This is a genomic window from Flavobacterium sp. HJJ (genome assembly GCF_015351475.1).
GTDB classification, from domain to species: domain Bacteria; phylum Bacteroidota; class Bacteroidia; order Flavobacteriales; family Flavobacteriaceae; genus Flavobacterium; species Flavobacterium marginilacus.
On sequence record NZ_JADKPR010000005.1, the window covers coordinates 205,263 to 225,602 of the forward strand.

At 33.5% G+C, this 20,340-nt stretch carries 14 protein-coding genes and 2 pseudogenes; 10 read left to right on the forward strand and 6 right to left on the reverse strand.

Annotated elements, in window-relative coordinates; all coding sequences use genetic code 11:
* Positions 1–3: 3 nt before the first annotated feature.
* Genes IRZ80_RS06220 through IRZ80_RS06230 form a run of 3 tightly spaced genes read right to left on the reverse strand, consistent with a single transcriptional unit; the run spans position 4 to position 2,151 of the window.
* Complete coding sequence (locus tag IRZ80_RS06220) at positions 4–1,074, reverse strand: hypothetical protein (protein WP_194640693.1); 1,071 nt, start codon at positions 1,072–1,074, stop codon at positions 4–6.
* On the reverse strand, positions 1,058–1,600 hold the full coding sequence (locus tag IRZ80_RS06225; RefSeq protein WP_228520817.1) for an anti-sigma factor: 543 nt from the start codon (positions 1,598–1,600) through the stop codon (positions 1,058–1,060). The genes IRZ80_RS06220 and IRZ80_RS06225 overlap by 17 nt, the downstream gene beginning before the upstream one ends.
* Complete coding sequence (locus IRZ80_RS06230; RefSeq protein WP_194640694.1) at positions 1,597–2,151, reverse strand: RNA polymerase sigma factor; 555 nt, start codon at positions 2,149–2,151, stop codon at positions 1,597–1,599. Before IRZ80_RS06230 ends, IRZ80_RS06225 begins: the two co-directional genes overlap by 4 nt.
* 400 nt (positions 2,152–2,551) lie before the next feature.
* Between IRZ80_RS06230 and lon the strand changes: the two genes are divergently transcribed.
* The 9 genes from lon (at position 2,552) to IRZ80_RS06275 (ending at position 18,478) form a co-directional block, all read left to right on the forward strand.
* Positions 2,552–5,005, forward strand: coding sequence for an endopeptidase La (gene lon, locus IRZ80_RS06235; RefSeq protein ID WP_194640695.1), 2,454 nt, complete (start codon positions 2,552–2,554; stop codon positions 5,003–5,005).
* Between the two features lie 183 nt (positions 5,006–5,188).
* Positions 5,189–6,211, forward strand: coding sequence for a type IX secretion system protein PorQ (gene porQ / locus IRZ80_RS06240; protein WP_194640696.1), 1,023 nt, complete (start codon positions 5,189–5,191; stop codon positions 6,209–6,211).
* Positions 6,212–6,247: 36 nt separating this feature from the next.
* Positions 6,248–6,937 (forward strand): (d)CMP kinase, encoded by a 690-nt coding sequence (gene cmk / locus IRZ80_RS06245; RefSeq protein WP_194640697.1) that lies wholly within the window; start codon positions 6,248–6,250, stop codon positions 6,935–6,937.
* Between the two features lie 291 nt (positions 6,938–7,228).
* Positions 7,229–8,491, forward strand: a complete 1,263-nt coding sequence (locus IRZ80_RS06250) for a nucleoside permease (protein ID WP_194640698.1) — start codon at positions 7,229–7,231, stop codon at positions 8,489–8,491.
* Between the two features lie 106 nt (positions 8,492–8,597).
* Entirely contained in the window at positions 8,598–9,131 is a 534-nt protein-coding gene (locus IRZ80_RS06255; RefSeq protein ID WP_194640699.1) for a hypothetical protein, read from the forward strand.
* A gap of 418 nt (positions 9,132–9,549) precedes the next feature.
* A complete protein-coding gene (gene rpsA / locus IRZ80_RS06260) occupies positions 9,550–11,328 on the forward strand; it encodes a 30S ribosomal protein S1 (protein ID WP_194640700.1) in 1,779 nt (592 codons plus the stop codon).
* Positions 11,329–11,489: 161 nt separating this feature from the next.
* A complete protein-coding gene (locus tag IRZ80_RS06265) occupies positions 11,490–15,305 on the forward strand; it encodes a gliding motility-associated C-terminal domain-containing protein (RefSeq protein WP_194640701.1) in 3,816 nt (1,271 codons plus the stop codon).
* A 28-nt stretch (positions 15,306–15,333) separates the two neighbouring features.
* The gene (locus tag IRZ80_RS06270; RefSeq protein ID WP_194640702.1) at positions 15,334–16,272 is read left to right on the forward strand and encodes a type IX secretion system membrane protein PorP/SprF; all 939 of its coding nucleotides are present in this window, start codon (positions 15,334–15,336) and stop codon (positions 16,270–16,272) included.
* A 10-nt stretch (positions 16,273–16,282) separates the two neighbouring features.
* The gene (locus IRZ80_RS06275; protein ID WP_194640703.1) at positions 16,283–18,478 is read left to right on the forward strand and encodes an OmpA family protein; all 2,196 of its coding nucleotides are present in this window, start codon (positions 16,283–16,285) and stop codon (positions 18,476–18,478) included.
* Between the two features lie 109 nt (positions 18,479–18,587).
* Here the strand turns inward: IRZ80_RS06275 and IRZ80_RS20950 are convergent.
* Positions 18,588–18,917: pseudogene (locus IRZ80_RS20950) on the reverse strand (transposase); the annotation flags it as partial.
* Positions 18,918–18,945: 28 nt separating this feature from the next.
* The gene (locus IRZ80_RS06285; RefSeq protein WP_317174739.1) at positions 18,946–19,497 is read right to left on the reverse strand and encodes an IS630 family transposase; all 552 of its coding nucleotides are present in this window, start codon (positions 19,495–19,497) and stop codon (positions 18,946–18,948) included.
* Between the two features lie 360 nt (positions 19,498–19,857).
* On the opposite strand from IRZ80_RS06285, the pseudogene IRZ80_RS06290 reads away from it, so the two are divergent.
* Positions 19,858–20,071 (forward strand): annotated as a pseudogene (locus IRZ80_RS06290) (transposase); the annotation flags it as partial.
* Positions 20,072–20,106: 35 nt separating this feature from the next.
* Here IRZ80_RS06290 and IRZ80_RS06295 read toward each other — a convergent pair.
* Positions 20,107–20,340 (reverse strand): hypothetical protein (locus tag IRZ80_RS06295; RefSeq protein WP_228520818.1); only part of this gene is annotated, 234 nt, incomplete at its 5' end.

The window sequence follows — 20,340 nt, forward strand, 5'->3', positions numbered from 1 at the left end:
AAACTATTTCTGAACATCGTTTTTATACAACTTTACATTACCATATTCGGAAGTAACTGTGACTTTGTTTTCTCCTTTTTTCTTGAAATAACCACTTACTCTTTTGGTATAATTAGATTCTTCTTTTAATCTGAAAATTAATTCATTATCGAATTTAAAATCAGCATGCTTCACACTAATGTCAAAATCAAAAATATAATTCGAATCAAAGCCTATCTTAATACCGGTATAACCCGCCGCAATGGCAATATTATTCGCTTTGGGCTGAATATCATCAATTGAAACATTACTGTATTTGGTATATAATCTTAATTGATTGGTAATCGATCCAATATCTATTGACAAATAATTACCATTTGCATCCAAGGAATTAACCTTATCAATTTTGATACTGCCATATTTACTATTATATTTTACATCACTGCCATCTCCAATTTCTATTTCGGAATAATCAGAGACCAAATCAATTTTGGCAACACGATCTATTGACAATTCAGAATATTTTGAGTTTATCGAGCCATTTTTTAAATAATCGATAGTAGATTTTGAACAATAGCCAATTTGGACTCTATTGCTGTTCCCATTTAGGTTTGCTAAATTAATTTTGCCATACTTACAATTGATATCCGTGGTGGAAAACAGATTGGTTGCGCTAATATTGCCATATTTATTATTCAAGATTACCGATCCATTTTTTGGAATCTTAATAGTGTAATTGATTTCGAAATTATCATTTTTTCCATTATTTTTGGAAGCGAAATTTTCAATTACAGTCTTGGCCGTAACCATACTTTTCAGCGCAATAAAATTCACATCAATAGCATCCAGTTTTTGACTCACCCATCTTTCACTGTCACCGCTGACTTTGATAAGGACATCAATTTTAATTTTATCTTCATTCCAGGTAGTAACAAGGATATTACCGTATGAGTTATCTATGTTGATGCCTGCATCGCTATTTACTATATAAGCTTTATTAATGCTTTTCTGTTTCGTATAGCTTAAATCATCATTAGAAAATCCTAAAAAAGGAATTAAAAAAAGTATCAGGAATATTTTAAATTGTTTTTTCATCGTTTAAATTTTTAAGTTTTTCAGATTCTTCGATACGCTGCAAAACACTCTGCAAAAAAGAAATCCGTGTCTGCAGATTACTGATCATTGCATAAATAATAGGCTTGCTTTCGCCGTTAACTTCCAATTCATGCATAATTTTGTCATAATCGCTATCCAGCGATTTCATTTGTTTTAAAGCGTCGCTAATAATTTTTTCATTTTCAGGTGATTTTTTCTCGTGAATTTTTTCTAATTCATTCTTAATTAATACGGTAAAAATTGAATCTGTCTGTTTAGTTTCTTTAGAGGCAAATTTCAATTCTTTTGGTCTGTCATTGTTTCTATACAATAATGACACACCCAGCAAAACAACTACTGAAGCAGCGACAGCATAGATAAAACTGTAGTTTCTTTTTTTCTTTTTCAGATCCAATTTCTTTGAAAACCTATCCGAATGCTGGCTGTCCAATTCATGAACATCCCACTGATTATCAAAATTTTCAAATAGCTGGTCTAATTTTTCATTTTCATTATTCATTTTCATAACTCATTTAATTTTTTTCTTAAGCTTTCTTTAGCTCTGCTCAAAGTTGTTCTACAGTTTGCATAACTAATTTTAAGAATTTCGCTTATTTCCTCCTGGTCGTAACCTTCTATATAAAACAAAGTTAAAACCATGCTGTAATTGTATTTTAAGGACTGAATAGCATCCAGAACCTGCTTAACTTTTAAATCATTAAAGTCTAATTTTTCTTCCCGGTCATTATCGTTCTCTTCTAGCTTATAAAGTGTTTTTTCAAAATCTTCTGTTTTAAATTGATTGTTTTTTTTGTAAAAATCGATGCTGTAATTGACTATAATCCTTTTCAGCCAAGCACCAAAGGCAACTTCCTGTTTGAAATCATTTATTTTGGTAAATGCCTTCAAAAAACCTTCCTGCATAACGTCTTCAGCAAAATGCTCATCTTTCACAATTCTATAGGCCACATTATACATCGCCTTGCAATAGCGATTATAAATCTCAAATTGTGCTTTCTGATTATTCTCTTTGCAGAGCGTAATTAAATCTTCGATATTTTGGTGGGTCAAATTCAATTAAATAGTAATGATTTATAATAAAGACATGATTTTTTTTGATATGTTACAGTTTTATAAAATTAGTTTAACTTTTTACACTTTTAAATCTAGGTTTTTTCAATCTTTCAAAAGGTAATTATGAAAGAAGTTATTTCTATTGCTATCGGGAACCAAGCTTTTTGAAAAATCCCAATGTGTCTGCTCCTAGAAAACAAATTCTAGAGTTTGGCTTTTTATTAATAGTATGCTTAATTAAAGAAAATAAAAGAAGAATTTTATTTTGGCATAATCATTGCCTTATTAAGGCTCGAATATTTTAATCTATTTATACAACAATATTAGATCAGAATATTGTTACTATACCTTATATTTGCGTTCCTATCTAAAAAATTAATGACAAAAAGACTTAAATACTGCTATGTCAAACCATAAAATACTCACTATTGACAATCTGTCACTTCAAGAATTTGATTCGGAAGCCGAATTAATTCCATTATTGACTCCAGAAGATGAGGAAGAAATGAATAATGAAGAATTACCGGAATTTTTACCTATTTTACCTTTACGCAATACCGTTTTGTTTCCGGGAGTAGTAATTCCAATTTCGGCTGGAAGAGATAAATCAATAAAATTGATAAACGACGCCAACACTGATGGAAAAGTAATTGGAGTAGTGGCTCAAATCAATGAAGACGATGAAGATCCTACCTTTGATGATATCAATAAAATTGGAACCGTAGCACGTATTCTTCGTGTTTTAAAAATGCCCGATGGGAATGTAACAGTTATCCTTCAGGGGAAAAAACGTTTCGAAATTTCTGAAGTAGTTTCGGAAACACCTTATTTAAAAGCAAAAATCAAAGAAGTTGCTGAAAAAAGACCTGCTAAAAAAGATACTGAATTCAATGCAATTATTGATTCAGTAAAAGAATTAGCGGTAAAAATTATCAGCGAAAGCCCAAATATTCCTACTGAAGCTACATTTGCTATAAAAAACATTGGAAGCCCTTCGTTTCTAATCAATTTTGTTTCTTCTAATATGAATTTATCAGTAAAGGAAAAACAAGATTTATTGTCGATTAATGGGCTGAAAGAACGTGCTTTGGAAACGCTTCGCTACATGAATATTGAGCTACAGAAACTAGAGCTTAAGAATGATATTCAGTCTAAAGTTCGTTTTGACTTAGACCAGCAGCAAAGAGAATATTTCCTTCATCAGCAGATGAAAACCATTCAGGAAGAATTGGGAGGTGTTTCGCAGGAGGAAGAAATGGACGAAATGAGCCAGAAGGCCAAAAGTAAAAAATGGGATGAAAAAACAATGAAGCATTTTGATAAAGAATTGTCAAAAATGCGCAGAATGAATCCACAGGCTCCTGATTTTGGTATTCAAAGAAATTATTTAGAATTATTTTTAGAATTGCCTTGGGGTGAATTCTCAAAAGATAATTTTGATTTAAAACACGCTCAAAAAGTATTAGATAAAGATCATTTTGGTTTGGAAGATGTCAAAAAGAGAATGATCGAACATTTGGCCGTGCTTAAATTAAGAAACGATATGAAGTCGCCAATTATCTGTTTAACAGGACCTCCAGGTGTTGGTAAAACATCGATTGGGCGATCTGTTGCCGAGGCATTGGGAAGAGAATATGTTCGTATCTCATTAGGCGGACTGCGTGATGAAGCCGAAATCCGCGGACATAGGAAAACTTACATTGGTGCAATGCCAGGAAGAATCATTCAGAGTTTAAAGAAAGCCGGAACTTCAAATCCTGTATTTGTTTTGGACGAAATTGATAAATTATCTTCCAGCCATAGCGGTGATCCATCATCTGCATTATTAGAGGTTTTGGATCCAGAGCAAAACAGTGCTTTTTATGATAATTTCCTTGAAATGGGCTATGATTTATCCAAAGTAATGTTCATCGCCACTTCTAATAATATGGCAGCAATTCAGCCTGCATTGATTGACCGTATGGAAGTCATAAAAATGTCAGGTTACACTATCGAAGAAAAAGTTGAAATTGCCAGAAAACATTTGTTCTCAAAACAATTGACAGCTCATGGACTTAAACCAAAAGATTTGTCTATTGGCAAAAAACAATTAGAAAAAATCGTAGAAGGTTACACACGTGAATCAGGTGTACGCGGTCTGGAAAATAAAATTGCTCAGATTGTCCGTAACGCAGCCAAAGCAGTAGCGATGGAAGAAGAATACAATAAAAAAGTTACAGACGAAGATATTATAAAAGTCTTAGGTGTTCCAAGATTGGAAAGAGACAAATACGAAAATAACGAAGTAGCTGGTGTAGTAACAGGTCTTGCCTGGACTAGCGTGGGAGGTGATATTTTATTTATTGAGTCTTTACTTTCACCAGGAAAAGGATCGATGACTATTACAGGGAATTTAGGCACTGTAATGAAAGAATCAGCCACAATTGCTTTAGAATACATTAAGGCAAACGCTGAATTACTGGGATTGAATCCAGAAGTATTGAATAAATACAACATTCATTTACACGTACCGGAAGGAGCTACACCAAAAGACGGACCAAGTGCCGGAATCGCCATGCTGACATCATTGGTTTCTTTACTTTCTCAAAAAAGAGTTAAGAAAAACTTGGCCATGACAGGAGAAATTACTTTGAGAGGAAAAGTACTGCCTGTTGGCGGAATTAAAGAAAAAATACTGGCAGCCAAAAGAGCCAATATTAAAGAAATCATTTTATGCCACGAAAACAAAAGCGACATTGATGAAATCAAACCCGAATATTTAGAAGGTCTAACTTTTCACTATGTTAAAGAAATGAGCGAAGTTTTAGAATTAGCCATTACAAAAGACAAAGTTAAAAACGCAAAAGAGTTGAAATAAATTTCAATATTTTAGATTACAAATAGCAAAATTCCAAATTCCAGTTCTGATTAATATCTGAAAATTGGGATTTGGACTCGAGCGATTGCTAACAGGCGAAAGCAATTTGTTTTTTACCTTATTATTAGCTGTTATTTTTGTAAGTTTGAATCTTGAAATATCAAACCTTCTTTTGATTATTGTATGTTCAAAAAACTTTTATTTTATTATTCTCTGCTAATTTGTTCTGTTTCCTACGGACAAACAGGAGGGAAATATACTTATGAGTTTTTAAATTTGATTACTTCACCAAGACAAGCTGCATTAGGCGGAAAAACGATTACTATTTATGATGAAGATGTCAATCAGGCACTTTTCAATCCTGCGTCAATCAATGACGAAATGCACAATCGTTTATCATTAAATTACGGAAATTACTATCAGGAAGTCACTTACGGCACAGCCTCATATGCCTACACTTATGATCAGCATCTGCAGACATTTCAAGCCGGAATCAATTACATTAATTACGGAAAATTTGACGGATATGATGAAAATGGAGTACAGACAAATTCATTTACCGGAAGTGAAATAGCACTTTCTCTTGGTTATGCCTACAATATTCCTTACACCGATATTCACATTGGTGCCAACACAAAACTTATTCAGTCTACATTGGAAAGTTACAGCTCATTTGGAGGAGCGGTAGATTTAGGAATGGTATATATTGATAAAAAAAATGATGTGAATTGGGCTTTGACTTTAATGAATATTGGAACTCAATTTACTACTTATGATGGGACTAGAGAGCAGCTTCCTTTTGAAATTATTGCTGGAGTATCTCAGGAGTTAGAACACGTACCTTTGCGCTGGCACTTGACAATTGAAAATTTACAGCAATGGAATTTGTCTTTTTCAAATCCTGTTAATTCTGAAACTTCTATTGATGGCACGGTAACAGAAGAAAAAGTATCTTTTTTTAACAATGCGCTGCGTCACATGATTTTTGGTGCAGAACTTTTTCCCAAGAAAGCATTTAATATAAGATTGGGCTACAATTTTAGAAGAGGTCAAGAGCTGCAGATACAGGATCAGCGCAATTTTTCAGGACTTTCATTGGGTTTTGGACTCAAACTGAATAAATTAAAACTAAATTACTCCTATTCTAAATATACATTAGCAGGAAACACTAGTTTATTTGGATTGATTATTAATTTTGGAGAATGATTTTAGAAAAAAGAATATAGATAACAGAACATAGACATGAAAAAAATCACCATAGCAATAGATGGATTTTCATCTACAGGTAAAAGTACCTTGGCGAAACAATTAGCAAAACATTTGGGTTATGTATATGTAGATACTGGTGCAATGTACCGCGCAGTCACTTTATTTGCAATGCAGAATAATTGTATTGGAATCGAATTTTTGGATAAAGATAAATTAATAGACAGCCTATCTTCGATAAAACTGCATTTTAAATTCAATCCCGAATTAGGTTTTGCCGAAATGTATCTGAATGATATTAATGTAGAAACTGAAATCCGGACTCTGGAAGTTTCCAGTTTTGTCAGTACAGTTGCAGCAATTTCAGAAGTACGCGCCAAGCTTGTGGAACAGCAGCAGGAAATGGGCAGAGAGAAAGGAATTGTCATGGACGGAAGAGACATTGGTACCGTTGTTTTCCCCAATGCCGAACTTAAAATATTCATGACAGCCGGTGCTGATACCCGTGCACAAAGACGTTTTGACGAACTGCAGGCAAAAGGAGATACAGTTTCCTATGAAGAAGTTTTAAAGAATGTGGTGGACCGCGATTATGTTGATACACACCGAGAAGATTCTCCTTTAGTAATCGCCAAAGATGCGATAGAAGTAGACAATTCGTATCTGGACCGTAAAGAACAGTTTGAAGTTGTTTTAGAATTGGTTAATGAAGTTATAAATTCATAACTTTCTTTAAACATATAAAAAATATAAGTTTTTTAGCCTTTAAAATAAACAGAAGTTTGTTTTAAAGGCTTTTCACATACTCCTCAAAAGAAATAACACACTCGTTTTTAATATTTTTACACTTATACAAGCTTCTCAAATTGAGTTCAATTTGGTTTTAACGTTACATAATCATATATGACTTATATGTTTAAAAAAAACATGTATTGTCGAGTATTTTTTTTGGTAATATCAATTTTAATGTTAGATTTACACGTCTCAAAATCTACAAATAAAAAAACAAATCATCTTATGGATATAAAATTACGATTGACAATTATGAATTTTCTCCAATTTTTCGTTTGGGGAATCTGGCTGATTTCATTAGGCGGTTATATGGGGCAGGTTTTCGGTCCAGTGGAAGGTAGTAGTACAGGTTTGTCCATCGCTAGAACTTATGCTTCTATGGGGTGGGCGAGTTTGTTTATGCCAGCCTTACTTGGAATAATTGCAGATAAATATTTTAGCGCTCAAAAGGTTTTAGGTTTTGCACATATCGCTGCAGGAATTTCAATCTTTTTTGCTACTAAGGCAACCAATTCTACTGAAATGTACTGGGTGATTTTTGTAACCTGCTGTTTTTATATGCCAACAATCGCATTGAATAATTCAGTAAGTTATGCGGTTTTAAATAAATTCCAATTTGATGTGCAAAAAGCGTTTACTCCAATACGTGTTTGGGGTACAGTTGGATTCATAATAGCAATGTGGATAGTAGATTTGACAGACTGGAAATCAAATACCAACCAATTTATTTTTGCTTCCGCTGCTATGATTGCAACAGGTTTGTTTTCGTTTACGATGCCGGATGTGCCTGCCGAAAATAAAAATACCAACCAATCCTTATCGAGTAAATTTGGATTAGACAGTTTTGTGTTATTCAGACAAAAAAAGATGGCAATATTTTTTGTATTCGCTATGCTTTTAGGAGCTGCTTTACAAGTTACCAATATGTTTGCTGATACATTCATCAGAGATTTTGGTTCCAATCCTGAATATCACGGAACTTTTGGAGTTGAACATTCTGTATTTATCATCTCGTTGTCCCAAATTTCAGAGACTTTATTTATTTTGACGATTCCGTTTTTCCTGAAACGATTTGGTATCAAGCAGGTAATGATGTTTAGTATGCTGGCTTGGGTATTGCGTTTTGCTTTATTTGGAATTGGAAATCCGGGTTCTGGAGTTATTTTCCTTATTTTATCGATGATAGTGTACGGAATGGCTTTTGATTTCTTCAATATTTCAGGTTCTTTATTTGTGGAAAGAGAAACCGACAGCAAAATCAGATCGAGCGCACAAGGATTGTTTATGTTAATGACAAACGGAATTGGAGCTATTTTGGGCGGTGAATTTGCAGGAAGAACGGTAAGTTATTTTACCACTGAAAATAAAGTTCAATGGCCGGAGGTTTGGTTTTCATTTGCCGGATATGCCTTTGTGATTTTGATTTTGTTTGCCTTTTTATTCAAATACAAACATGATCCGAAGGAATTGGAGAATGTGAAGCATTAAAAATGTATTAAATAAACCCGACAAGTTTTTAAAATTTGTCGGGTTTGTTGTTTAAAATAATATTTTTTTTTTGAAATATTTAAAAATAAAAAAGTGATTAGATTATATGAAATTCGAAATAGACTTTGACGAAAATATTTACCGTAAACAAATGGATTTATTGTTTGATTTGGGCTGGAAAAAAAAGACTGACTTTCATAGATATTCTCAATACCTTGGTGTTTTATTAATAGTTATTGGAATTTCTTTACTTTACGATAACCCAAATAGATTTATGGGTGGTCTTTTTTTTCTCTTTATTGGATTATATAATTTACTCCCTTTTATTTATTATTATTTTAAAGTTAAAAGTGTTCATAAAAAGTTTGAAATCGCAAAAGTAAAAGAAGTTAAGTTTTTAAAAGACAACAAAAAAGCAATTATTGAATTCACAGAGAAATCTTTCATTATGAAAGTTGGAGATAATACAGCAGTTCTAGACTGGGAAAAATTTACCTTATATTTAGTAAAAGAAGATAATTTAATACTTGTTGCAAAAAATTACGAACCATACATATTGGATAAACTTGAAGTTGGTGAAATAAATTTTGAAAAAATAATTTCCTTTATTCATGAAAGAATCCCTTTAAAGTTGATTTGAGTTTTTAAAATTGCAAGTGTGAGCGTCTCGCACGTACCCATAAAATATAGTAACAGTTTTGAGAGTTTAAACCTGACAAGTTTTTAAAATTTGTCGGGTTTGTTGTTATGAAATAGTGAACTTCTAAAATAGCCCCGATTGCAGTAAAAATCCTTGTGGACCGAGGTTCGGTTCACAAGATTGCAACAAAAATCGGGACTGAACTTCCTAATGAAAACAAAATTTCCTGCTCTTAAAACAATTGATTGATAATCATGCATGTTTTGTTTTGTCAGTTCAGAAAAAAGAATTAATTTTGCAGACCTTTTGGTGAATAGGAGTTTCCTTTAGGTATCAACAATTTAAGTAAAACAACTTCTGTATTTTTCTTTCGCATGAAGAAACTCGAGAAAAAACAGAATACAAATTTTTTATCAGCATGTCTGAACAATTAAAATCACAAGAAGAGTTTTTAGCAAATTTCAACTGGCATAACTTTGAAGAAGGTATCGATGCAGTAGATGAGAAAAACTTGTTGGAATTCGAAGAACTAGTATCAAAAACTTTTATCGCTACTGACCAGGAAGAAGTAGTAGAGGGAGTAGTTGTGAGAATTACAGATAGAGACGTTATCGTTGATATCAATGCAAAATCGGAAGGTGTTATTTCATTGAACGAATTCCGTTACAATCCAAATTTAAAAGTAGGTGACAAAGTAGAAGTATTAATTGACATCCGTGAAGACAAAACTGGTCAATTAGTATTATCTCACAGAAAAGCACGTACTATCAAATCATGGGATAGAGTTATTGCTGCAAACGAAACAGGAGAAATCGTTAATGGTTTTGTAAAATGCAGAACTAAAGGCGGTATGATCGTTGATGTTTTCGGAATTGAAGCATTCTTACCAGGATCTCAAATTGACGTTAAGCCAATTAGAGATTACGATGTATATGTTAACAAAATGATGGAATTCAAAGTGGTAAAAATCAACCACGAATTCAAAAACGTTGTTGTATCTCATAAAGCGCTTATTGAAGCTGACATCGAAGTACAGAAAAAAGAAATTATCGGTCAATTACAAAAAGGACAAGTATTGGAAGGTGTTGTTAAAAACATCACTTCATACGGTGTATTCATTGACTTAGGTGGTGTTGACGGATTGATCCACATTACTGACCTTTCTTGGTCAAGAATCAACCACCCAAGTGAAGTTCTTGAGTTAGACCAAAAATTAAACGTTGTAATCCTTGATTTCGATGATGAGAAAACAAGAATTCAATTAGGATTGAAACAATTGAACGCTCACCCATGGGATGCTTTGAACGCTGATTTGAAAATTGGTGACAAAGTAAACGGTAAAGTAGTTGTAATCGCTGATTACGGTGCATTTATCGAAGTTGCTGAAGGTGTTGAAGGTTTAATCCACGTTTCTGAAATGTCTTGGTCAACTCACTTACGTTCTGCTCAGGATTTCGTAAAAGTTGGAGATGTTGTTGAAGCTGTTGTATTGACATTAGACAGAGAAGACCGTAAAATGTCTTTAGGTATCAAACAATTGACTCAAGATCCTTGGACTGATATCACTGCTAAATACCCAGTTGGTTCTAAACACACAGGTATCGTTAGAAACTTTACAAACTTTGGAATTTTCGTAGAATTGGAAGAAGGAATCGATGGATTAATCTACATCTCTGACCTTTCTTGGACTAAGAAAATCAAACACCCATCTGAATTTGTAAATGTTGGTGAAAAACTTGATGTAGTAGTATTAGAATTAGATGTTGACGGACGTAAATTATCTTTAGGTCACAAACAAACTACTGCTAATCCTTGGGATCAATACGAAGATTCTTTTGCTGTAGGAACTATCCACAATGGTGAAATTTCTGAAATCGTTGATAAAGGAGCTACTGTAGAATTCGGTGAAGATATCGTTGCTTTCATTCCTACTCGTCACCTTGAAAAAGAAGACGGTAAAAAATTGAAAAAAGGTGATTCTGCTGATTTCAAAGTAATCGAGTTCAACAAAGAATTCAAAAGAGTAGTTGCTTCTCACACTGCTATCTTCCGTGAAGAAGAAGAGAAAAACGTGAAAGCTGCTGCTGAAACTACTTCATCTGCATCTACTACAAATGCACCAGCTGCAACTTTAGGAGATAACAATGATGTATTAGCTGCATTGAAAGCTAAAATGGAAAAATCAGAGAAAAAATAATTTTTAGATTTTTTAAATATAGAGAGCCCTGCGATTTGCAGGGCTTTTTTTTATTAAAATATCATTTTTTCACCTCTTTGGCATTTTTAACTCATTAAAAAGAATAAAACTGAATATTTAATTCTAAAAATGCTTATTTTTGAATAAACTAAAAACAATTTATGGTTCGAAAATTGCTTTTCTCTTCCAAATTTACATTGCCTACTTGTTTAATTGTTTTCCTTTTTTTAGTCTTTTCGACAGACATAAATGCTCAATGTGCCGGTAATAATAACAGTCTCACGTTATGCGGCAGCGATATAACAAATGTTAGCAGCAAGTCAATTGATCTGAATTTATTATTAGGAACTCATACAGCTGGAGGCACTTGGAGTGATGATGATAATTCCGGAGGATTAGTTGATACTGCCACAGGTATTTTAAATGCCCAGAAAGTATATGAAAGCGGTATTTATCATTATACCTATACTATAAATGGAGTTGTGGGCTGTGTCACTAATACAGCTACGATTACGGTTACTATCGGTGGTTATGCAGGAGTGCCGGGACCAAACAATTCTATCTGCAGTTCTGATCATGCTTATAGTTTATTTCAGGTTTTTCAGGGAACACCAGTTTTAGCTCCACAAAGCGGAGGAACCTGGCAAGCCCTGACTTTCGCAGGAGGATTAAATACAGTAACCGGTGTTTTAAATGCTTCTGTACCTCCTCCTTATAATACATACTCTTATAAATACTCAATTAACGCTATCGGCAGCTGTCCGGCAGTATCATCTCAAGTTTCGGTATCCATTTATCGTACTCCAGAACCAGGTACTCCCAGTAATTTACAGCTGTGTTCAAATCAGCTTGGCTCATATACAAATGTGAACCTATACAATCAATTAAGCGGAGAAGATACTGGTGGAACCTGGACGGAATTTGGTACATCAGAACTCAGCAACAGTACAGACTCTACAATTGACATTCAAAATATATACAATACAAAAGGGCCTGGATATTACAGTTTTACATATACAGTATCACCTCCTAAAGACGATCGTGTCTGCAGTAAACAGTCGGCCACAGTTACTATAGCAATAGGGGAGCAGTTAGATTTTACTTCTGCGACATTAACAGTAAATCCAAATCCTGTCTGCGAAAACAATTTATCAACTACAATCTATACAGGAATTTTGACACAAGGAGCTAAACCCATTGCAAACGGTTATTATAGAGTTGATTATTCCATTTCTGGTGTAGGTTCATTTGTTTCATTTCAAAATTTTTCTAATGGTATTTTAATATTTCCAATTCCTACTTCCTATTTTTCGCAAGTAAGAAATTATACAGTAAGCGTTACAAACGTTACTTTGACCGCGAGTCCAGTTTTTTGTTCAAGCATTGTTGGAACAATTCAAGATGTAGTAAACGTTTATCCAAGTCCTAAAATCAATAGCGCTACCCTTACAATTCCGCCAGTCTGCCAAGGTGCTGATGCTCTAGCTGCATTTTCTGGTACTTCTAACCTTACAGACGGAAGCTATGACATTATTTACAATTTGAGCGGAAGCAACAATCTAAATGGAATACCAGCAACAATGAATGTAATAGGCGGATTATCTACATTTACCATTCAATCTGCATATATACCAAAAGCCGGCACTACAGCAATTACAATTACCAGAATTACAAATTCTGCTACCGGCTGTCCTAATGCCTCAAACCTTAGAAAAGATTTTACAGTTAATCCGTCTTTAGATTTAAGCAATTTGGGAGTTACAGTAAAAGATGCCTGCGCAGCTCAGCCAACTGAAGTAACTTTAACTGGTTTAGGAATATTAACTGCTATCGATGTCACTTATAACCTTACAGGAAGTAATACTACTGGTTCTAAAATTATTTCTTTAACAGCCGTCGCTGGTCAAGTTAAATTTTCAATTCCAGCTGCCGATATTCCTAATACAGGCTCAACATCTTTAAACATAACAAATGTTACTAATACTATAACAGGCTGTACATTTGCAATAAACAAGGGAACATCTTTTACTGTTAATCCGCTTCCAAATACACCTGCTGCTTCAGGCGGACCTTTCTGCAGCGCTGATAATGCAACTGTTGCCAATTTAACACCTCAAGGAAATCAATACCAATGGTTTGATTCTGCTGCAAGTACAACACCATTAGCACTGACGACGCCATTACGCACCGGAGATTATTTTGTAAAAGAAGTGAATCCAGTAACTCTTTGTGAATCTGCTTTAAAAAAAATCCAGGTAACTATTAATACAACTCCGCAAATTGACAGTGCCAGATTATCAATTGCTACAACCTGTCAGTCTTATACAGTAACTGTTTTATTAGGAGGTAGTTCAAACCTTGCCAATGGAGATTATAATGTCCTTTACAGTCTTAGCGGAGCCAATACAGGAACCAGAATAGCTGCTGTTCTTAGCGTAACCAGCGGTATCGGCCGATTTGATATTCTTCCAAATTTTGTTCCAAACGTAGGTACCACTACAGTTCAAGTAACCAATATAACCAATCCAAATACTGGATGTACAAATACTGCCAATCTAAGTAAATCCTTTATTACAAATCCATTACCAGATATCTCCAGCATGGTAACAGCTATTAAAGATATTTGTCAGGGACAGTCAACAAATGTTGAATTATCAGGATTAGGATCTTTAACAACAATCAATATCAATTATCGATTATTGGGAGCAAATATTGTCAGCTTAAAAACCATTTCATTGACTGTTGTAAACGGAAAAGTAAGTTTTATAATTCCTGCATCTGATATACCAAAAGCAGGATTAACGACTTTTAATCTGACAAACATCACTAATACTGTAACTGGCTGTCCAATATTTACCGATCAAAAAACTAATTTCACTGTAAGTGGTCCTCCAGACACTTCCAGCATGACTGTAACCGTTAAAGACGGCTGTCCAAATCAGCCACTAAATGTTATTGTTTCCGGATTAGGAACTTTATCCAGCGTAAAATTTAGTTATAGCGTTACCGGTGCCAATACTATTAATGCACAAACTGATGCACTTATAGTAACAGGAGGCAGTACCAATTTTACGATACTTGGCTCAGGGCTTCCTAATACAGGATCTAATTCATTAATTATGAACGATATAATTAATTTAATTACAACTTGTTCTGCAGTAATCCCCCCAGCCCCTAAAAGTTTTGCTATTCTGCCAATTCCAAGTAAACCAGCTGCAAATGATCAGGGATTTTGTAAAGAAAATTCAGCAACAGTTGCAAATTTAAAACCTAGCGGAACGCAGTATAAATGGTATAATTCTGCAAACAGCACAACACCATTGCAGCCAAGCACACTTTTAATCAGCGGGAATTACTATTTGACAGAAGTTAACCTTACTACTGGATGTGAATCAAACGCTACTGTTGTTAATGTTGCTATAAACAGTGTACCAGTTCCAACATTAAAAACTGATGGTCAGAATTTTTGCGGAGCAGACAAACCGACAATTCAAAATTTGACTAGTAACACTAGCTATACTGGAAATTTAACATGGTATGATGCACCTGTGAATGGGACAGCATACGACAATACTGTTTTATTAACTGAAGGAACGACATATTATGCCATTGATTACAATCCTAATACTAAGTGCGTTTCAGGGCCATTAGAAACAGCTATTATATTAACAGCCTGCAGCGTTACTCCAGACGGCTTAACAATTCCTGACGGTTTTTCGCCAAATGGTGATGGCATTAATGATACATTCAAAATATTAGATATAGAATATTTATTTCCGAATTTCAGTATAGAAATATTTAATAGGTATGGAAATATCATGTTCAAAGGAAATATAAACAAACCTGACTGGGATGGAAAAAATTCTAATTCAAGCTTTATAAGCGGTGATGCCGCTACAGGTGTATATTTTTATATTATCAATTATAATAAAGAGAACTTTTCACCACGACAAGGACAGCTTTATTTGAACCGATAATTCTTTTTTTACTACTAAACCAATTCCAATGAAAAAATTAATACTTTTTGTGTTTTTTTTCCTTTCTATACTAAAGGCAAGCGCTCAGCAAGAACCTCATTTTACACAGTATATGAGTAATATGAGTGTGATAAATCCTGCTTATGCAACAGATACGCCGGCAATACTAAATTTAGGAAGTCTTTATCGCTACCAATGGGCTGGAATTAAAGGCGCTCCAAAAACACTAACCTTATTTGCACATACTCCAATAAATGACAAAATCGAAACCGGCTTCTCATTAATTTCAGATGATATAGGTGATGGTGCAAAAAAAGAAACAAATTTTTTTGCTGATTTTGCCTATGTACTTCAGCTAAATGAAACCCACAAACTTTCCTTTGGACTAAAAGCTGGATTTACTGCAATAACTACAAATTTCAACGGCTTTCAGTTAAACAGCGGTGACGTAACTACTGATTTAGCATTTGCAGAAAACACAAACAAAACCATGCCAAATATTGGAGCAGGAGCATACTTCTTTGCTGATAATTATTATATCGGTATATCTGTTCCAAACATTCTTTCTGCCGAACACCCAGGATCATCCGGAGGTAAGATTAATTCCTTTGGAACTCATAAAGCTCATGGTTATTTAACTGGGGGTTATGTATTTGACATCAATGAAGAATTTAAACTAAAACCGGCAGCTATGGCCATATTTGTTGAGGGAGCGCCTGTTTCTGTAGATTTAACAGCTAATGTATTGTATAATGAAAAATTTGAGCTTGGAGCAGCTTATCGGATTGGAGATGCTGTAAGTGCTCTAATGAGCATAAATGTATCTCCAAATTTTAGAATTGGTTATTCTTATGATTATACTATTTCTAACCTGAGCCAGTTTAATTCCGGCTCACATGAAATAGTGCTTTTGTATAACTTGAATTTGTTGGGTAAAGGATATAATAAATCGCCTAGATTCTTCTAAAAAAACAAAGATGAAAAGAATATATATACTTTTAATTGTTTTTACAATCCAATTTGCACAAGCCCAGCAGGAGGATCTGCAGAGAGCAAATCGTCTGTTTAACAAAACGTATTACAGCGAAGCCATTCCTTTGTATGAAAAAATTAGTCTTAAAGATAAAAGTACTGCAGTAATTCAAAATCTGGGAGACTGTTATTATTACACTGGCCAATATGATAAAGCTCAGGCACAATATGCTCTTTTATTTCAAAGCGGAAGCAACGAACTAAATGAAGACTTTTATTTTAGATATGCACAAACATTAAAAACCAGAGGAAAATACGATGAAGCCAATACTGTTCTAAGAAATTACTATCAGATTTCAAATAATAGTGCTGCAATCGAAAAATTAGACAAGGGAATTAAAAGTTTAAGTAATGTCACCGCAATTGGAGATAGATTTCAAATTGTAAATTTAGCTTTGAACACAGAAAATTCAGAATTTGGCGGAGTCGTTTTTAATGATAATTTAGTATTTGCTGCTGTTAAAAAGAAACCGAGTCTATTCGACAAAACCTATAAATGGAACAATGAAGGCTATCTGAATTTAGTAAGCATTCCATTGAAGAATATAAATACAAAAGATTCTATTGTATCCTATTTTTCTAAAGAATTAAAATCACCAATGCACGAATCGAATGCCATTTTCACAAAAGACGGTAAAACAATGTATTTTACCCGAAATAATTATAATAACGGCAAAATAGGAAAAAACGCTGAAAAAATATCTAACATTCAAATTTTCAGGGCAGAATTAATTAATGGAAAATGGACAAATGTTGTTTCATTACCATTTAACAGTCCGGAATATTCGGTAGAGCATCCTGCTTTAAGCCCTGATGAAAAAACATTATATTTTGCTTCTGATATGCCGGGAACATTAGGATCCTTCGATATTTTCAGTGTTTCTGTAGATGGTTTAACATACGGTGTTCCAACTAATTTAGGAGAAAATATAAATACATCAAAAAGAGAACAGTTTCCATTTGTTTCAAAAGACAGCCAGCTGTATTTCTCTTCGAATGGACTGGAAGGATATGGCGCTTTAGATATTTTTGTATCAGATATTCATAATAATACCTATTCGAAAGCTTCAAATGTCGGACTGCCTGTAAATTCTGGTTATGATGATTTTGCCTATTATATTGATTCAGATACCAAAGAAGGTTATTTTTCATCTGACAGACCGGAAGGAAAAGGAAAAGATGATATTTATTCCATAAAAGAAACCAAAGAACTGCTTATTGAAGACTGTAAGCAGTATATCAGCGGTATAATAACGGATATTGATTCGCATCTTGCCTTAGAAAATGCAAAAGTTATACTGATAAACAGTGACGATCAGGAAATTAATAAATTTATAACTGCAGCAGATGGAAAATTTAATTTTTCTATAGCATGTGAATCTCAGTATTCTGTATTTGTAACCAAAGAAAATTATACCGAAAATTCAAAGTCATTGACTATTTCTAAAGACAGAAACAAAACTAATGATGCCTCTATGGAAATCAAGTCTCAGGAAATAATCAAAAAAGAAGAAGAACTGGCCGCTCAGCAATTAAAAGCTGCCGAATTAGCGGCACTCGAGCAAAAAAGAAAGGACGATGCTATAGCTTTACAGCAGCAAAAAATAGCCGATACTAATGCTGCTGAATCCAAAAGACTGGCAGAAATAGCTGCACTTGAACAGTTGAAAAAAGACAAATTAGAAGCGGATAAAAAACAAAAAGAATTAGCTGAAGCTAAGAAAAAAGAAAAAACTGCAGCTATAGTTGCAGCAGAAAAAGATGTTGTTAAAGATAAAGACAGGCTGATAATCAAAACTGAACCTATTTATTTTGATTACAACATGTGGTACATCCGAAAAGAATCTAAAAAAATTCTAAATCGTGTAGTCGAATTAATGAAAAAATATCCTGAAATGGTTGTGGAAATTGGTTCTCATACTGATAATCGTGGCGCTGCGAAATTCAACCTGAATCTTTCTCAAAACAGAGCCGATGCAACAAGAGATTATATTTTGGAACAGGGAATTTCTAAAAACAGAATTCATGCCAAAGGCTACGGTGAATCTGTTCCAATTGTAAAATGTATACCGGAAGATTCATGCGATGAAGAACAACACGAATTAAACAGAAGAAGTGAATTTGTAATTAAGAATCTATAAAAAAACACATTGATTCATAAACAAAGAAATCCTAATTCGTTTGAATTAGGATTTCTTTTATCGTCTTGTCGCTTACCGTGGTTGGGGAATAAAGATGCAAGAGTTTTGGTTAAATACAAATTTCACATGTACAAACTATCTTTAAATATACAAAATTAGGTGTTTTCATCTTAAGCTTAAATGCGGTCTTTTAATATTGTAACACTCAATAGATTCTTTAATTAGCTTACCGAGTCCTTGACCATTTTTGCATTTATAAATCAAAAACTCATGTTTTAAAACACCATTAATCCTCTCGGCTAAAGCATTTTGATAACAATCATAACCATGATGGACTGATTTTATTGGCTTTTAATACATTTTGATAGGTCTGTGAACAATATTGTAAACCTCTGTCTGAGTGATGTATTAAAGGAAGATTGTTTTCCCTATTTCTAATACCATTTAGACATATTAAACAGTCTGATTTAAATAAAGAAATAGTCAAAACTGCATAGATTTTTAACAAACTTTTCAGTTATCAATTCTTTGACTATCTCATCTAATTTAATTTTCAGTTCTTCCATTGTTTTGTAGATTTTGTTAGTAATTTTCCTTTTCATATTAAGCCAAACAAGTTCTGCTGGATTGAGTTCTGGAGAATATGGTGGAAGAAAAATAAGTATTATGTTTTCTGGAATGATTAACGCTTTTCCTTTGTGAAAAGCACCATTATCTAAAATGACTACTTTTAATTCTTCGGGTTTCTTTTTTGACAATTCGTTTAAGAATATTTGAAAATTATCCCCATTACAATACGGCAATTCTATTACTAAACTATCCCCGTTGATTGGGGAAAATGCTCCAAAAATATAGGTTGATCTGAATATGTTTTGGTAAGTGCAAATGGGCTTTACCTCTTTTGCCGTTAAGGCTCTGCCGTTTCTGGTAAATAATCCAAATCGGCTTTCGTCTTGCACGTAAAGATTAAAATGAGTGAATTTTTCTGAAACATTTTTTAATGTAGAATCAAGAATTATTGAGAAGTTTTTTTAAAAGATTCGACAGCGTTGAGGTCTTTTTTTACATGACTTTTTCTAGATACTTTTAATTTGGCACCAAAATGCCTTTTCGCATATTTATTTACTGTGTGGTAATTTATGCCTTGAGGAATGTAATTCTCAACAATCCAATGAATTAAATCTACATAAGAGGTAAAGGCATCTTTTGGAGAGGTTAGCCTTTGTTTAATTGCTTGATGGATTTCACTAGTGATTATAGATTTTTTATAACCAATTCTTCGATCAAACAGTAATACAGATAATTAGAACTATATAATAGTCTAATTTATGTAAAAAAAATAGCCTGAGTTTTCAGGCTATTTTATAAATCTAAATGGTATTAGTACAAACGCTAAAATATTTACTGATAAGTGGAAAGGATATTCCCCGTTGAAATCAAAGTATAATATTGAACAGAAGGAAAGTAAAAACGGGAAGAATTTTTAAGGAAATGCCTATTGTCATTCATCAGCTAAAAGCATGGATAAGCACTGTTCCAATTCATGTACGTAAAAAGCATGCCCAGTCTTATTTTGATGAATTCGCTTTTAGGCCTTTTTGGAATAGTGTGCAGACTTTTAGAATTTTTTAGCTTTTGGAATCAAATTGTAAAACCCTAACTTTTTGCAAAACATCAGCAGCATTAGAAACTCCTTTTTCCTGTTGTTTTTTTGCCCATTTATCTTGAATTTCTTCAAATTTGGTTACCTCTTTGAACTCTTTTAATTCCTTCTTTTCAAGAAGACGTATTTTTGTACCTTCCTTTTTTAGGGTTTCTATTTGTGTATCAAAACTTTTGTCCATAGTTGTGCCTAAGGACTT

Excerpts from the sequence above, each read along its gene's own strand:
- IRZ80_RS06270 (WP_194640702.1), top strand. The coding sequence starts at position 15,334 with ATGAAAAAATTAATACTTTTTGTGTTTTTTTTCCTTTCTATACTAAAG.
- IRZ80_RS06255 (WP_194640699.1), top strand. The coding sequence starts at position 8,598 with ATGAAATTCGAAATAGACTTTGACGAAAATATTTACCGTAAACAAATG.
- cmk (WP_194640697.1), top strand. The coding sequence starts at position 6,248 with ATGAAAAAAATCACCATAGCAATAGATGGATTTTCATCTACAGGTAAA.
- IRZ80_RS06265 (WP_194640701.1), top strand. The coding sequence starts at position 11,490 with ATGGTTCGAAAATTGCTTTTCTCTTCCAAATTTACATTGCCTACTTGT.
- lon (WP_194640695.1), top strand. The coding sequence starts at position 2,552 with ATGTCAAACCATAAAATACTCACTATTGACAATCTGTCACTTCAAGAA.
- IRZ80_RS06275 (WP_194640703.1), top strand. The coding sequence starts at position 16,283 with ATGAAAAGAATATATATACTTTTAATTGTTTTTACAATCCAATTTGCA.
- IRZ80_RS06250 (WP_194640698.1), top strand. The coding sequence starts at position 7,229 with ATGGATATAAAATTACGATTGACAATTATGAATTTTCTCCAATTTTTC.
- IRZ80_RS06220 (WP_194640693.1), bottom strand. The coding sequence starts at position 1,074 with ATGAAAAAACAATTTAAAATATTCCTGATACTTTTTTTAATTCCTTTT.
- porQ (WP_194640696.1), top strand. The coding sequence starts at position 5,189 with ATGTTCAAAAAACTTTTATTTTATTATTCTCTGCTAATTTGTTCTGTT.
- IRZ80_RS06225 (WP_228520817.1), bottom strand. The coding sequence starts at position 1,600 with ATGAAAATGAATAATGAAAATGAAAAATTAGACCAGCTATTTGAAAAT.
- rpsA (WP_194640700.1), top strand. The coding sequence starts at position 9,550 with ATGTCTGAACAATTAAAATCACAAGAAGAGTTTTTAGCAAATTTCAAC.